This is a genomic window from Paraburkholderia sp. J69-1 (assembly GCF_905220255.1).
GTDB lineage: Bacteria > Pseudomonadota > Gammaproteobacteria > Burkholderiales > Burkholderiaceae > Paraburkholderia.
The window spans coordinates 177,013-192,317 of sequence record NZ_CAJMZG010000015.1; the positions used below are offsets into that span (position 1 = coordinate 177,013).

12 protein-coding genes are annotated in these 15,305 nt (G+C 55.2%); 3 read left to right on the plus strand and 9 right to left on the minus strand.

Annotated features, from left to right (window positions below):
* Positions 1–15: 15 nt before the first annotated feature.
* Complete coding sequence (locus U5A67_RS26035) at positions 16–972, minus strand: helix-turn-helix domain-containing protein (protein ID WP_321959752.1); 957 nt, start codon at positions 970–972, stop codon at positions 16–18.
* Positions 973–1,391: 419 nt separating this feature from the next.
* Between U5A67_RS26035 and U5A67_RS26040 the strand changes: the two genes are divergently transcribed.
* Positions 1,392–2,432 (plus strand): carbon-nitrogen hydrolase family protein, encoded by a 1,041-nt coding sequence (locus U5A67_RS26040; RefSeq protein ID WP_321816586.1) that lies wholly within the window; start codon positions 1,392–1,394, stop codon positions 2,430–2,432.
* Positions 2,433–2,578: 146 nt separating this feature from the next.
* On the opposite strand, the gene U5A67_RS26045 is transcribed toward U5A67_RS26040, so the two are convergent.
* From U5A67_RS26045 to mdlC, 4 genes are all read right to left on the minus strand, one after another.
* On the minus strand, positions 2,579–3,925 hold the full coding sequence (locus U5A67_RS26045; RefSeq protein WP_321816585.1) for an MFS transporter: 1,347 nt from the start codon (positions 3,923–3,925) through the stop codon (positions 2,579–2,581).
* Positions 3,926–4,022: 97 nt separating this feature from the next.
* Positions 4,023–5,102: an enolase C-terminal domain-like protein gene (locus U5A67_RS26050; protein ID WP_321816584.1), complete on the minus strand. Its 1,080-nt coding sequence runs from the start codon at positions 5,100–5,102 to the stop codon at positions 4,023–4,025.
* 13 nt (positions 5,103–5,115) lie between these two features.
* Entirely contained in the window at positions 5,116–6,285 is a 1,170-nt protein-coding gene (locus tag U5A67_RS26055; protein WP_321816583.1) for an alpha-hydroxy-acid oxidizing protein, read from the minus strand.
* A 17-nt stretch (positions 6,286–6,302) separates the two neighbouring features.
* Complete coding sequence (gene mdlC, locus U5A67_RS26060) at positions 6,303–7,883, minus strand: benzoylformate decarboxylase (RefSeq protein ID WP_321816582.1); 1,581 nt, start codon at positions 7,881–7,883, stop codon at positions 6,303–6,305.
* A 102-nt stretch (positions 7,884–7,985) separates the two neighbouring features.
* On the opposite strand from mdlC, the gene U5A67_RS26065 reads away from it, so the two are divergent.
* Positions 7,986–8,882, plus strand: a complete 897-nt coding sequence (locus tag U5A67_RS26065) for a LysR family transcriptional regulator (RefSeq protein ID WP_321816581.1) — start codon at positions 7,986–7,988, stop codon at positions 8,880–8,882.
* A gap of 147 nt (positions 8,883–9,029) precedes the next feature.
* Positions 9,030–10,439: an indoleacetamide hydrolase gene (gene iaaH / locus U5A67_RS26070; RefSeq protein ID WP_321816580.1), complete on the plus strand. Its 1,410-nt coding sequence runs from the start codon at positions 9,030–9,032 to the stop codon at positions 10,437–10,439.
* 420 nt (positions 10,440–10,859) lie between these two features.
* On the opposite strand, the gene U5A67_RS26075 is transcribed toward iaaH, so the two are convergent.
* The 4 genes from U5A67_RS26075 to U5A67_RS26090 form a co-directional block, all read right to left on the minus strand.
* Positions 10,860–12,077 carry a porin gene (locus U5A67_RS26075; RefSeq protein WP_321816579.1) on the minus strand — a complete coding sequence of 406 codons (1,218 nt, stop codon included), beginning with the start codon at positions 12,075–12,077 and terminating at the stop codon, positions 10,860–10,862.
* 296 nt (positions 12,078–12,373) lie between these two features.
* Positions 12,374–13,438: a Gfo/Idh/MocA family oxidoreductase gene (locus tag U5A67_RS26080; protein WP_321816578.1), complete on the minus strand. Its 1,065-nt coding sequence runs from the start codon at positions 13,436–13,438 to the stop codon at positions 12,374–12,376.
* A 316-nt stretch (positions 13,439–13,754) separates the two neighbouring features.
* A complete protein-coding gene (gene aroQ, locus U5A67_RS26085) occupies positions 13,755–14,204 on the minus strand; it encodes a type II 3-dehydroquinate dehydratase (protein WP_321816577.1) in 450 nt (149 codons plus the stop codon).
* Positions 14,205–14,227: 23 nt separating this feature from the next.
* Positions 14,228–15,280: a Gfo/Idh/MocA family oxidoreductase gene (locus U5A67_RS26090; RefSeq protein WP_321816576.1), complete on the minus strand. Its 1,053-nt coding sequence runs from the start codon at positions 15,278–15,280 to the stop codon at positions 14,228–14,230.
* Between the last annotated feature and the right edge of the window lie 25 nt (positions 15,281–15,305).

Consider the following 15,305-nt stretch of genomic DNA (forward strand, 5'->3'; position numbering starts at 1 on the left):
CCTTTGACAGACCTATCAGTCACGCGCACGAAACTCGCGCGGGCTTATGCCATACCTCTGGCGAAATGCACGGCTAAAGTGCGCGGCGTCAGAAAAGCCTGACTCAAACGCGATCTCTTTGATGCTCTTGGATGCAAATGCCGAGTTTCTGAATACTTCGCGTGCGACCCTCAGGCGCTCAAGCCAGATCATTTCTGCCACCGAGACGTCTTGCGATTCGAAAGCGCGGTAAACCGCGCTCACGGACATGTCCAACGCTTGCGCGAGCTTCGTTACAGTCAGTTCTGAGTCGGTCGCGTTCTTCTGAATGAAGTCCTTAATTCTTTCTTCCTGATAGCGCTGCAACTTGGACGGAGACGATCCGGGCGCAGGTTGCAGGGCGCGTAGATTAGCTGCAATCAGGTCAACGACGGCGTGAGCAACGAATGGGTGGGTGTCGTCAGTTGTCTCGTCGATCGTGCATGGTAGTCCACAAACCATGTCGCGCAAAAGCCGGCCCAAGGCTTTCTCACCAGGAATTTGGCATGCGGTAAGAATTTCGGCACTTGGGACCTGAGTTCGAAGCTGATCGCGGGGGATACTCACCACAAGTTGTTCGAACGACGTGTCAAATTCCAATGCGTAAGCGCGCGTCGTGTCGTACATCGCGAAGTCGCCAGGTCGCAAAACAGCCTTCCGTCCATCCTGAGTCACGCCGCCCGTTCCAGATATTTGCAAGACAACCAGGAAATACTCTCCTTCGTAGTCTGCCGCCCGCTGAGGGACGCGCTGCAAAGTCTGTTTGGTCGAAGCGACTGAGCGAACATCCAGATTGGACAGTGTCCTGTGTTCTAGTTTTGCCGTGAGCGATTGGTCAGTCGCTTCATCAGACGATACGTACTCGAGCTTGACGAACATCTCACGAAGCAGATGCAGCCATGAGTCAATCTTCTGGCTACGGGGTGTTTCCCTGTCCACTACGTAGGTTTTCACAATCAGGCCCCATCGACACGTGGCAAGCGACATACGAAGCATATCCAAGACGGACTTATACGCAAAGTAGACGACGACAATTTTGTGAACTCAACAACAATGTTGGTGTGTGGGACTTTCATCCATGAAATGTGGGAGTCGTGAGCAACAGCGGTTTTTTTTGCTTGCTTACGATAGTTTGGAAGTCGTAGGTGGCAGAGATACGCAATAGGTTTATTGACGTCACCTATAACTGAATATCAATAAATTGCCTAACTGAAAGCTGTGTGCCGATAACGGTTTCGCGTCGCACACGTCATTCTGTGTATATCTTCCATTTTGGAAGAAAAGAGTCGGTCTCAATATAGTGCCACGCGGTTGTGTCTGAGCATCGCAACTGGTACTGCAAGAGGCCCATTTCATTAGCATGAGGAGGAAGCATGTCGAGCGAAGTAAAGAGCCAGTTCAAAGTTGCTGCGGTTCAAGCAGCACCGGAATTTCTGAACCTTGAGAAAGGTGTCGAAAAGACCATACGACTGATCGAGGAGGCTGCTGCGAACGGCGCGTCGCTGATCGCCTTCCCCGAAGTCTGGCTTCCGGGCTATCCATGGTGGATCTGGTTGGATTCGCCCGCAGCCGGTATGAAATTCGTACGCCGGCATTTTGAGAATTCGCTGACCATTGGTAGCGAGTTGTTCAACAAGATCACCGCTGCGGCTGCAAAGAACCGCATCCACGTTGTCTTGGGCTTTTCTGAACGCGCAGGTGGGTCGCTCTATATCTCGCAGGCGATCATTGACGACAACGGTAAAGTGGTCGCGACACGTAGAAAGCTCAAGCCGACCCACGCCGAACGCACCGTTTACGGAGAAGGCGACGGTAGCCATCTTGGCGTGTACGACACGGCGCTCGGCAAGCTAGGTGCTTTGTGTTGCGCCGAGCATATTCAGCCGCTGTCGAAGTTTGCCATGTACTCGCAACATGAACAGATCCACGTTGCAGCTTGGCCGAGCTTCTCGGTCTATCGCGGCGCCGCTTTCCAGCTCAGCGCTCCGGCGAATAATGCAGCGAGCCAGGTCTACGCTCTCGAGGGACAGTGCTACGTTCTTGCTCCTTGCGCCACCGTGTCGAAAGAGATGCTTGACATGCTGATCGACTCGGAGAGCAAGGCGCCGCTGCTGCTCGAAGGCGGTGGTTTTGCAATGATTTATGGTCCCGATGGTGCGCCTCTGTGCGAGCCGTTGGGAGAGACGCAAGAGGGGCTGCTTTACGCCGACGTGGACTTGGGGGTAATTGGCGTGGCGAAGGCCGCATACGACCCTGTTGGGCACTATTCACGTCCGGACGTGTTCCAGCTTCGTATCAACAGAACGCCGGGCGCTATCGTTCGAGATTTCCAGCAAGAAGTACCGCGCGAGTCTGCGTGTGAAGCATCCGCTGTCGATTCTCTGCAACCTAGTGCCGAGGGCAGCGAGAAGTAATCGCCTGCCTTCGTCTTCGATTTTGAGAGAGGCTTAAGGCGAGTGCGCTGCATCGCTTGATGCAGCGCACGAGAGTGCCACTCGATACACACCGTTCTAATTAGTTAGCCGAGCGACACGCATTTTACGTATCGCTCACAGGCTAGCTAATCCGCAGATGCAACTGTGGCGCTCGTCGATTTCGGTTCCTCTGTTTCGCCGGACGTTAAAACAAACGCGATCGCAGCGATGATGCCCGGCGCGGCGAAGAACAGGAAGTTGACATTGATTGGAAGGTTTTGAGCAAACAGGTATCCGCCTACCGCCGGTCCTGCAACCGCCCCAAAACGTCCGATTGCCGCTGCCCAACCTACGCCCGTCGACCGAATGTGTGCCGGATAAGCTATCGCCGCGAAGGCATGGACCAGACAAAGTGTGCCGATCGTGGTGGCGCCAGCGAGCATCAAGAGTACGCTTAGCACGTATTCGTTCTGCTTGAATCCAAGAGCACCAATCGAGATGGCTGCAACTGTGAAGTAGAGCACCAGTGTGTTTTTTCCACCGAATCGGTCTGCAAGCCAGCCGCTAGCCAATCCTCCAAGTACTGCGCCAGCATTGAGTGTCAAAAGGAACGACAGGCTTGAGCCGAGCGAGTAGCCATTTGCGACCATCAGCTTTGGCAACCATGTGGTCAGACCGTACACCATGAGCATGCACATTCCAAAGCCGATCCAGATAAGGATGGTATTGCGGCCTCGGCCTTCGGTGAATAGTTGGACCGTACGTAGATTTGACGGGTTTCCATAAGCTTGGGCATTCAAGGGTGCCAACGAAGCCGCCGAGCGACGCAAGCTAGGTGCAATTTTTCGAAGTACGCGGTCAGCTTCTTCGAACTTTGCATTCGCAAGGAGATAAGTGATGGACTCGGGTAGCCATCGATAGAGTAGGGGGACGGCGAGGAGAGGGAGGCCAGCGATAACGAAATTCGCACGCCATCCGAATGCTGGCGTGACAAACTTTCCCGTGAATGCAGCAATTACTCCGCCAACTGAGAAGAAGCAGAGCATGACGGTGATCATGATATTGCGCTTCGAGCTAGGTGCCATCTCCGCCATGAGAGCGACAATATTAGGAACCATGCCACCGAGACCAATACCGGTGAATACGCGACAGACGATGAATTCGGTGGACGTCTGAGAGAACCCGTTGGCCAGTGCCGCAACCCCGAAAATTATCAGGCAAACAAGAATCACGCGTCGCCGTCCAAAGCGATCTGAGGAACTTCCGAGCGTCAGCGCGCCAATCATCATGCCGAACAGTGCACTGCTACCTATAATTCCTGCTATGACCGGCGAAAGCTTCCACTCATTCATCAAGGTAGGAAGTACCGAGCCGTAGATGACGAGGTCATACCCATCAAAGGTCATGAGCATCGAACACCAGAACAAGATTAACAGGTGGAACGCGTTGACGCGAGTCTCTTCGACGACGTAGTCGTGGTTGCCGATGCTCATGGGTGTCTCCAAAATTTATTGCCGTTTTTCGGCAATTTTTTCGTTGTATTAAATGGCAGTGTCAGGGCCTTTCTTTTTTAGGCCCTGACTATGATGTTTAAACCTTGTAACGTTCGACTTCCTCTTCTCGCCAGACGATGCCTGCTCCTGGAACATCGCCAAAATGCGCGTTGCCATCTTTGAACTTAAGCAGCGGTTCAAGCACGGGACCTGCCATATCCATGCGCTCAAGCCAATGGCAGGTCGGGCTGACGGCGAGAACGTGTGCGCTAAACTCTTGGAAAATATGGCTCGACAGCGGGATCCCGGCGTCGTCGGCGAGTGCCGAAGCGCGTAGCCAGCCAGTCACTCCGCCGATTTTCATCAGGTCGACCATCGCAAGGTCGCACGCACCAATGGAGAGCGCGAGCGACATCTCTTCCGGACCGAACCAGTTTTCGCCCATCTGGATTGGGACATTCAGAGCTTCACGCACGCGTGCATGCCCCTTGTAGTCATACTGGACCGTAGGTTCTTCAATCCAGGCGACGCCTTCTTGCTCGAGTGCTCGCCCCCGTCGGATTGCTTCGGGGACAGTTTGGCTCTGGTTGAAGTCGACCATAATCTGAACCTCGTCGCCCACCGCATTGCGGATGCTTCGAACGACTTCCAGGTCTTCTGCTATCGTAGCGTAGCCAATCTTCGTCTTGATGGCGGAATAGCCTTGTTCCGCTGCCCGCTTCGCACGCTGAGTGGCAAGTTCGACGCCATCCATGCTGTGGCTGTCATATGAAGGCAGAGGCTTGGCGACACCGCCGAGCAGTTCCACGAGAGGAAGCTTGGCTGCTTTGGCCTTCGCGTCCCAGATTGCCATGTCGATGCCTGCAGTGGCGATCTTCACGATGCCCGTGTTGCCAATGAGGCGAAATTTCGACTGGAATAGCTGGTCGATGTGGAACGGCGCGAGTGGCTGCCCTTCGATAACCGGAGCCAGTTCTTCGAGCATGCGCTGAACCGGCTTCAGGGCCAGTGGCGTGTATGTGAAGACGTACGCAGTGCCCACCACGTCGGCGTCAGTGTAGAGATCGATCAAAACGAGGGGCGATGTTGCGACCGTTCCAACTGCCGTCTTGACGGGGTATTCGAGCGGTACATTTACCGCGCGTGCGCGAAGGCCTTTAATACGAATATCAGTCATGCTTTCAGTCCAATCACATTTCGAGATGAAGCGGATTCTCGCCGAGGACCTGATGCGAATTATCGTGCCAGATGAAGTCGCTATTCAGATTCGACACGGAGGGGCAGCCAATCTGTGCCAAGGTTCTGTCGATTTCGTCCATGAATGTGTCGAGAACGGCGTCGACCCCCTCGGGTCCCTGTGCGGCGAGACCATAGAGAGTTGCGCGACCAAGCAGGACCGCCTCGGCGCCGAGAGCAACTGCTTTGACGACATCCGAACCGCGTCGGATACCGCTGTCTACGAGCACTGCGCCGGAGACCTTCGCTGCAGTCTCAACGAGCGTGTCCATCGGCGAGACTGCGCTGTCCAGTTGGCGACCACCGTGGTTCGACAAAATAACGCCGTCTGCGCCAAGCTTCATGCAGCGCTCAGCGTCTTCCGGACGACAGAGGCCCTTGATGAGTAGCTTGTGGGGCCAAAGATCCCGCAGCCACTTGAGATCATCGAACGAGAAGCTTGCATCCATCTGCCGGCTCATCAATGCTGCCTGTAGCTCTGTGTCCTGAACCTGGTCGCTCGCAAAATTTGCGAGTTGCGGAACACCGTGGCGCAGTAAGTCCAGCGACCAGCGCGGGTGCAGCATGCCGTCCATTATGGTCCGCAAGCTGTACTTCATCGGCATGCCGAAGCCGTTGCGCATATCGCGCTCGCGCTTACCGTTCACGCCGACATCGGTCGTCAAAACCAGCGTGGTATAGCCGCAATACAACGCCCGTTTGACAAGCAACTCCGCGAGTTTGCGATGAACGACGTAGAGCTGGAACCAACGTTCTCCGTCCGATGCTTTGGCAACAGCTTCGATAGAAGCTGTTGATGCGGTCGAGAGTGCGAATGGAATGCCAAACTTTGCAGCCGCGCGAGCAAGGACGAGGTCACCATCCGGCCACAGAACACCGTTCAGACCCGTCGGGGCTATGACAACGGGTGCCTTTTGACGTTTCCCGAGAATGTCAGTGCTGATATCGCGCTTACTGACATCGGTTAGGCGATGTGGCTGAAAGCGGATGTTCTCGAAGACCTGACGGTTGTGGCGCAGACCATGCTCGTCCTCAGCGCCACCCTCGAGATAATCAAATACCATTCGCGGAAGCCGCTTCTTGGCCAGGGTGCGGTAGTCTTCTACATTAACCGGCTTGCTCATTGACTTTCCTTCAATACTTATGCCGCGCGAGTGTCGACTTCGATAAGCATCGGTTTGTTGCTGGCCAACGCCTGGCGAAGTGCCGTCGTCAGCGACTCGCTTGAGTTTGCATTCACAGCTTCGACACCGTATCCGCGCGCCAGTGCGCAGAAGTCGAGATCGGGGACGTCGAGACCGGGAACGTTTTCAGCTTGAAGGACACCCGCAAACCAGCGCAATGCACCGTATGTTCCGTTCTTCATGATGATGAAGATGGCCGGAATGTTGTATTGCGCGGCCGTCCAGAGACCTTGGATCCCATAGTTCGCCGAGCCGTCGCCGATGATGCCAATTACGCGTCGCTCGGGTTGCGCCAATTGCACGCCTACTGCTGCAGGCAAACCGAAGCCCAGACCACCGGCGGCAGCAAAGTAGTAGCTGCCTTGTTCCGACATGCGAAGGCGTTGCCAGAGCGTATTAATCGTAGACGTTGCTTCGTTCACGTAGATGGCGTCGCGCGGAGCAAGGTCGTTGAGAATGTCGAACACGCGCTCAGGCGAAAGCGCGCCCTCGACGTCGGCAGCGGGGGCTGGTGCTGGGCGAGGAGACGGTGCTGCACGCGAAGACTGTGAAGTGCGTTCACTCAGTGCACGCAGCGAAAGGGCGATATCGGCGACGATTGCATCACCCATCGGTGCACGCGTTGCCTCGTTGATGTCGCACGTAATCGAGACAAGGCGGCAGTCGGCAGGCAGATAGTCGCCCGGCTCATACTGGTGATAGCGGAATACCGGCGCACCAACGACCAGCACGAGGTCGTGGCCTTCCATCAGGCGGCTAATACCAGCGATACTCGCCGGCAGAATGCCACTGAAGTGCGAGTGTGTCGTCGGGAAGGAGCAACGCGGAGCAGAAGGCGCCATCCAGACGGGCATAGCCAACTTCTCGGCAAGAGCGACTGCATAGCCATTGGCGTGGTTGGCATCAACGTCTGGGCCGAGAACCAAAACAGGATTGCGTGCAGCGTTCAGAGCCGCTGCCAGTTCTGCTAGCGTTTGCTCGGGTAGCGCGCCAGCCGTCCGTACCTTGCGCTTCGCAAGATGTTCGACACCCGGACCGGCTTCCTTGCTCCAATCGTCATAGGGGATGGACACATAAACCGGGCCCGGTGCGGGCGCCGCTGCCATATGGATGGCTCGGGTCAGCGCGAGGGGCACTTCCTGCGCACAGCTCGGTTCACAGCTCCACTTTACAAGCGGGCGAGGCAAGGACGTTGCGTCAACGTTTGCCAGAAGCGCCTCGACGCCAATCATTGCCCGGACTTGTTGGCCTGCCGTCACGACGAGTGGGGTATGTGAATTCCATGCATTCGCAAGAGCGCCCATCGCGTTACCGGTGCCTGCTGCCGAATGAAGATTGACGAAACCAGGGCGGCCGGTGGCTTGAGCGTAGCCGTCGGCCATGCCGACAACAACGGCCTCCTGAAGACCGAGGATATAGCGAAAGTCTTCGGGGAAGTCTTTCAAAAACGGCAGTTCATTAGAACCCGGGTTGCCAAAAAAAGTGGTCAATCCTTGCTCACGAAGGATTTCATACGAAGCTTGATGGACAGTGGTCATGTGACATTCCTTAATCGACACCTAGATGGTAGAAGTCGATGTAAAATTAATCAAATGATCAGTTTTTTGATTTGGAAATAGACTTCATCTATAAGGCTGTCCATGACCACTACCGATTTGAACCTTATTCGTGCGTTTGTTGCGATCTACGAAACGGGGAGCGTAAGTGCAGCCGCAAAGAGGCTGAACCTCACGCAACCGTCGGTCAGCCATGCGTTAAGCCGGCTACGCGACTTGCTGCATGACCAGCTCTTTACAAGAACCCGCGAAGGGATGATCCCGACCTTTAATGCATCGCAGCTATTTCTTGCATTCAAGGCAGCCTTGGACAGCATCGAGTCGGCAATTTCGGCGACGCGCCGGTTCGATCCCTCCCAGTCGAACAGATGTTTTCGGCTCGCCTTGTCCGACTTGGGCGAGCTCTACTTCCTACCGATGCTTGTACGAGAGTTCCAGAAACAGGCCCCGTCGGTGGCGCTCGAAATCGTCCAGCTTGATAGCGAGAAAATTTCCGACTGGTTGAATACGGGTAGTGTGGATGCCGCCCTCGGCAACATTCAATTGGTGGCGGCGCACGCGCGGAAGACGTCCGTCTTTACCGAGACCTATTCTTGTCTGCTGAGCTCAACGCACTCTTCAATCAAAGACCACCTGAGTCTCGATGAATACGTTGCTGCGAGCCACGTAGTAGTCGCTCCTTTCTCGGGACATCACCTTGTCGAGGATGCGATGACAGAGATGGGCCTCACGAGGAAGGTGGCGCTAAAGGTGCCCCATTTCACAAATCTCGTAGAGGTGATCGCAAGCTCTGACCTCCTGCTAACGCTACCCGCGCGCGTGGCAAGTGCATTTGCAGTGGAGGGGCGAACGCGCACGTTGCCGCTACCTTTTCCGATTCCGACCTTTGACGTGAATCTCTACTGGCAACCGCACAACGAGGACTCTGCAGCACAACAGTGGTTCTGCGACACGATTTGCAGCGCGCTGAGCGGCGTCTGAGGATTCGCGTCTTGGCTTGCGTCGCCGGTTCAGTGGCGGGGTGAGCTGACCAACCTATAGGGCAATCAGCATCACACTTTTTGATGATACGCGCCAAATTCAGAGGCCCATACCCTGTGACAGTCAATGTCACATGGAATGCTGGTCATGCTCACTGCCGCTCCCCTTTCCCTGTCAGAAGCCCGGGCCGCTTTGTTGCGTCGAGACTTCTCCTGCGTCGAATACGCTTGCGATTTGATCGAGCGGCAAGCGCGCTGGCGCCATATCAACGGCTTCGCGCATTTTAACGAAGAACACCTGCTTGCTCAGGCCGCGCGCTCCGACCGTGAGCTCAAACGTTCGGCAGACCCACGTCGTCTTCTCGGCCTTCCTATCGCAATCAAGGACAACATCAATACGGCTTTCATGCCGACAGGTGGCGGCACTGCTGCTTTCGAACGAGTCTTGCCACCACAGAACGCACCAGTATTGGTTCAGTTGCTGAAGGCAGGTGCAGTGGTTGCAGGCAAGGCAAACATGCATGAACTTGCCTTCGGCGTTTCGAACAATAACCGTGTCACGGGCACAGTCAGAAATCCGTTTGACCTCGCTCGTATCCCAGGCGGAAGCAGCGGTGGTTCAGGAGCATTGGTCGGAGCTGGCGTGGTACCCGCAGCTCTCGGCACCGATACCGGCGGGTCTGTGCGCATTCCAGCCGCGCTCTGTGGTGCAGTAGGACTGCGCCCGACTCAGGGGCGTTACCTGCCAGGCGGCGTGATTCCCATTTCAACAACGCGAGATACGGTAGGCCCCATCGCGCGGTCCGTTGATGACATCGCTTTACTGGATGCAATTCTTGCGGGTGACACATTACAGGCCGTCGAGCGCCAGTCGGATCGCCCCATCCGCTTGGCTGTACCGCGCTCAACGCTCTGGCAAGGGCTTGAGCCGGAAGTCGAGCGTGTTATGGATGTCGCGCTCGAGAAGCTGAAGCGAGCGGGCGTAGAGCTGGTCGACATTGACCTCAATGCCTATCCGGGCTTCTTCGATAAAGAGCACGCACTTATTGCCAAGTACGAATTCCGATTCGCAATGCAGGAATATATTGACGCGAACGGACACGCTCTAACGCTTGAAGAAATCGTCTCTGAAATCGGCAGCCCCGATGTGGCTGAAATCGCAAGGTATATCACACTGCCGGGCGCGATCAGTGAGTTTTCCTATCTGGATGCTCTCAAGAAGCGCGACATCTCACGTGCTGCATATAGCCAATGCCTCCACGATACGAGTGCCGATGCATTGGTTTTTCCTACAACCGTCGCCACAGCCTGCTTGATTCCCGCAGTGGACTCAATGATTCACAACGGTCAGAATGTCGGTGTTTTCGCCACCTTCACGCGTAACACTGAGCCAGGAAGCAACGCGGGCGTGCCGGGCATAACGCTGCCAGCTGGAATCGCGTCCAACGGCTTGCCTGTGGGACTCGCGCTCGACGCTGCTGCGGGAATGGACCGTGAACTCATCGCCATCACACGCGACATCGAAACTGCCTTGGGGCAGATCTCGCGTCCCCAATGAGGCTAACGAACTCGCTGCCAGCAACGACGCGTAATACGGAACTACAATCCTTCAAGGATTTCATCTGTCTCCCTAAACGCATTGAATTGGAAGAAATGCCTATTGCACACAAATGGCACTTAATATTCTCCGGGAAAGCGCTGCAGTTGATTGGTTGCAGTGTTGTCGATAAGCCAGTTATTTAAAATGCCTGCGAAATTTCATCCGTCGGATAAAATTGAAGCATATTTGCTATGTAGAATTTACCGGCCAGAGTCTCTCGAAAACTGCTGGCCGGCTTGGTCGATTGTGCGTGGATGCACAAGATGTTTTTTTAATAGATCGAGTTTTACTTCGACATGGCGTAGATGGAGTGAATTTAGAATATTTAGATGCCGCGTTTGCGGCGCCTAGTTTCTGTGATGTATTAATAACTAAATATCAGAAGCGATGGATCAATCCGACACCTACACCAACCATGCTGCGAGACGACGATGGAGTTGAGTTGAATCCGTCGCCCAAGGTCGCGGTCGCGTTGATGATTGACGTGCCGTTCGACCCGAGTGTCTTTCCGCTCGCGCGCTGATACGCCTCCAGTGCGTAGAGTCCGGTACGCTTGGACAGCGAGTAATATTGCGACAGATTGAACTGCTGATACTGCGCACTACTCGTAATTCCGTTTGCTTTTGTCGCCCGCGTGAAGCTGTAACCCGTTGCCAAATCCCAGGCTACCGTAGGTTTCCAGTGCAGCACAATACCGCCTGTGTTCCAGATAGCTTCATTGCGAAATGACGAACCCGTTCCCGGGATATATTGTACATTCGAGTAGGTCGCAGTGATGTCGAGCTGGCTATTGAACGTGTAGCCTGCACCGACCGCGAAGCGCTGCTGCGCCTGTGCCGTCTGATAGCCATTCGTCACCGCTGAGACGCCTGCCTGAGCGCCCGCATTTGAAGTCGCCGAATCGGTCCCGAACGAACCACCGCCGGGCGTCGAGTTGTTGATACGCGAGAACGCTATCGCAAGACCAACAGGCCCCTGCGAATACTGGATTGCGGCCGCCCAGGATGCGCCACGGCTCACACTGCCTGGGACACCCGCGAGTGAATATGAACCGCTGAACTTAAACCCACCCAGCGACGGAGACATATACAGCAGCGTGTTGTTCGCGCGGTAGATCGTGTCCAGACCGTCCACATCGCCCGGATGCGCTCCGTAAAAACCTGTGATCCACGTCGTCGGGCTGTATGGCGACAGCATCTGATAGTATGCAGCATACTGGCGACCCGCTGTTAGCGAGCCGTACGTCGCATTCGTTACCCCCACAAAGGCCTGGCGACTGAACATCAAGTTATTCGTTGCCATCGCCCCCGTCGCACTGTTGAATCCTTCCTCCAGTGTGAAGATCGCTTTTGTACCGGCCCCGAGGTCCTCGCCACCTTTCAGGCCGATTCGGCTGCCGGCCCAGACACCATTGATCATCTTGAACGCAGAGTGACCGCCGGACGTAGAGCCAAGTGACGTCGAACTCGATTGATAACCGAAGCCGCTGTCCACGATGCCATACAGCGTCACGCTGCTCTGCGCGAATGCCGGGATAGCCGAGATCATTGTGGCGCCGGCAAGCGCGAGCTTGATTTGGGGGTAACTGTTCTTCATCTCCAAGTCCTTTTCATTTTTAGTGATATTTAGATGCCAGGCGACATCAACCTATGTTGTCACTGGCATTGGTTCCTGCATCCAGCTCCGTTGTTCACATACGGACGACGGGAAGGGCTGACGCTGCACTGTTCGGACGATGCGCAGCGGCATCGCCAGGAGTCTTCTCACTACTATTAAATTTATCGTTAAATAATATGCAATCCTATATGTTATGGATGGATTAGGGAAAATAAATTTCATAAAAGCAGGACTATCGTTCCGTTTTACGTCTGCTCAAGAACGCGGCGATGTGATCATTTGTGTTCGTCAATGAATACCGTATTTCCCAGGCTCGCACTGGTCCGAACTGCGTCCAAAGTTGCCGCGATATCCAGACTGGCGCGTCGCGCTTCGCCAATAATTTCCCTGGAGATTGACCCACGGAGGAGCCCAGCGAACGTCTCAACTGCGAAGCGAAAACCACTTCCGGACGGTGATTCTACGTTTTCGAATGGGATAGTTTGGGCGATTCCACGTCGGATCATCATCCGACTCGGCAGGTATCCTCTTGCGTCTGCGCCAACTGCGTCACTTGTGTGATTCAGGTATTCGGTGTAGATGCTTCCGTCCGAGCCCACGACCGTTGCGTGCCGATGGTTCGCACCATCCATTGCACACGATATTTGCGCACGTCGGCCATCGGCATATTCGAAAAGTGCCATCGTACTTATGTCGACTCCAGCCTCGGTCATTAAGGACCGCGCGGTGATTCGGCTGGGAGCACATCCCATGATGAGACGGATGAAGCTGATCGTGTAGCTACCGGCATCGAGCAGGGCACCACCACCGAGCTCAGGCTTGAGCCGGATGTTTGTGTCAGGATTACCGACCTGGAATCCGAAGCTGGCACTCACCGAACGCACGGTTCCAATTGTCCCCATTGCGATCAGGTCGCGTAGCACCTGTATCTGTGGCTGAAACCAGTAGGGGTAAGCTTCCAGTAGCACTGTTCCGTTGCAGTCAGCCGCTTCGAACATCTTTTCCGCTTCGGACCGGCTGACAGCTAGCGGCTTTTCGCACATTACATGCTTTCCTGCATTCGCAGCCTTGATTGCCCACTCCGCATGCATGCTGTTTGGAAGAGGCAGGTAGATGGCCTCGATACCTGGATCTTCAAGCATTCGTTCATAGCTTGCGAAGCTTCGTTCCACTCCGGTTTCCGCGGCGAAACTGCGGGCGTTATCGCCGTTACGACTCGCAACTGCATCCACAACCGCAACAGGGCTGTCTTTGATATCCCGGATGAACTGCCGTGCGATATTCGCGCATCCTAGGATGCCAAACTTCACCGGATCGGCCCGTGTATTTGCTGTACTCATTTCTGTAGACCTGATTATGTATGTTTGCGCTCGCCCGATATTGAGCGGAGCAGTTCGAAAACCGCCCGCGTAGCTGCATACCCTTTGCACGGGCGACCAGCAAGGAAGAGGGAGTCGAAGCCAAATGCTGTGTTATGTCTCCGTCTCCCTTGCGCTAGATTTTGACTCGGTGCCGTTCCGCTAATTCGTCGCGGATGTCACGACTCGTATACACGATTGACTGATGCGCCAAGAATCGAGCATGATCGAAGTTTCCGGCGCCTCAGACAAACAGTCGGTCATCGCCAGAGTCGTTCGATCCAGTGCGTTAAGGTGTTTAACCGTTATTCGCTTCGGCGACCGCGGTGACAGCCGCTCGAAGAGCGAGCAGATAGCTATCGAGCCCGAACCCGCAGATTTGGCCCTTCACGACTTCGGCAAAAACCGAATGGTGACGGAACGCCTCACGTGCGTGGATATTGGACATATGGAGCTCAACCACAGGGACGGTCAGGATGGCAAGCGCATCACGAATTCCGTAGCTGTAGTGTGTCCACGCGCCAGCGTTGATCAATACAGCGTCGACGCCATCCGAGAACGCCTTGTGAATGCGTTCGCACATTTCACCTTCGTGATTTGTCTGGAAGGACTCGACCTCAGCGTTCAACTCGCGACCTAGCGCCTTAAGTTTCTCGTCGATTTCCGCCAGAGTGATAGTTCCGTACTGGACCGGATCGCGCTTGCCGAACATGTTGTGATTGATGCCGTGAAGCATGAGTACTTTCATTTCTCTCTCTCCTGACTTTAATTTCAATCGCGCGGCAACTCGATGACCGTGCCTGACGACGCAGCGGAGACGATTGCTTCCGTAATTCTCAGATTCTTGAGGCCGTCGCGGGCTGACACCAAAGGTTCAACTTCACCACGTGCCACCGAGCCGAAGTGTTCCATCTGATGTTTGATGGGATCGTCCCGAACCATGCCGACTACGCCCACCTCGAAGGGCTTCCACCACGATCGATCTTCTGACCGTGCATAGGTTTTCAGGCGCATGGTCGGGATGGCAAGGCTTCCGTTTGTGCCCGCAACGACATAACAGTCCTCGTCATCGTAGGTCGGGTATGCCTGGTTTTCCTGCGAGGTCTGCTCCCAGCTTTTTGCACTGGCAGCGGTATCCGAGAGCATGAACGTGCCGAGCGCTCCGCTTTCGAAGCGCAGGTTGATCGCGACCGTATCTTCGACTGGTAACCCACGCGTTGCGTGCGATTTGAATGCCTGCACGGCGACAATATCGCCACACAACATCCTCAGGTTGTGCACTTCGTGAATCATGTTCAACAGAATCGGCCCGGCGCCTATCTGCCCGCGCCACGGCGCATCGACGAAGTAATGGTCTGGTTTCACAAACATTGCAGTGCCCGTAACGGCAACGAGCCGCCCGAGGACGCCAGAATTAACCACCTGCCGGGCCTTGGCCATAATTGGGCTATGGGTGCGATGATGACCAATCAGGATGGGCACGCCGCTATCCTCTCCGGCACGTACCAGTGACTCGGCTTCGGCCACGGTCGGCGCGATCGGTTTTTCGAGCAACATCGGTACGCGTGCTTCAATCGACTGCTTTGCATGTGCGACGTGAAGTTGATTAGGCGTCGCTAGGACGACCCCATCAGGCTTGTCTTTCTCGAACAGTGCTTCGAGTGTCGCGTAAAGCGGGACATTTGCCTTCTCTGCGATCGACTTGGCTGCCGGCGAAGGATCCACGATGGCGGAAAGTTCGCAGGTGTCGCTTGCCTGAGCGGCGCCGATATGTGCCAGTCCAATATATCCGGCTCCGGCAACGGCGATTCGGGTCTTACTCATATTATCGTGCTCCTAATTGATTTTG